Annotated in this window: 1 protein-coding gene; it reads right to left on the bottom strand. The window is 58.3% G+C overall.

The annotated features are described in order from the left end of the window. Window positions 1–21 precede the first annotated feature (21 nt). Window positions 22–278: hypothetical protein (locus EN824_RS34995; RefSeq protein ID WP_135933257.1), on the bottom strand; the 257-nt coding region annotated here is incomplete at its 5' end.

The raw sequence follows: 278 nt of genomic DNA, 5'->3' as shown, positions 1-278 counted from the left end.
GCCTTCAGACACGTCCTTTGATCATTGCTTGAGGAACGCGCCCGAGTAGGTCTGGCCGGCAAGCCTAACGGTTCCGGCCAGGGTTCTGTCGGGCCGCATGACAAAACTGACGTCTGCGCCATTCGGTCGGCGCTCAAGCTTCAACGTACTCCCCACAATTCTTCCAGCGCCGGCGGCCTCTCCCGGATGGTTGTCGCCCAGAGTTCCCCACGCATAGGTAACCGTCACCTTCCCATTGGAAGAAATCGTCTGAACAGCAAGTATGGCGTCATACATCC

Origin of the sequence: Mesorhizobium sp. M8A.F.Ca.ET.181.01.1.1 (assembly GCF_004792025.1) — a bacterium.
Classification (GTDB): domain Bacteria; phylum Pseudomonadota; class Alphaproteobacteria; order Rhizobiales; family Rhizobiaceae; genus Mesorhizobium.
This window is presented reverse-complemented; position numbering and strand designations above follow the sequence as displayed.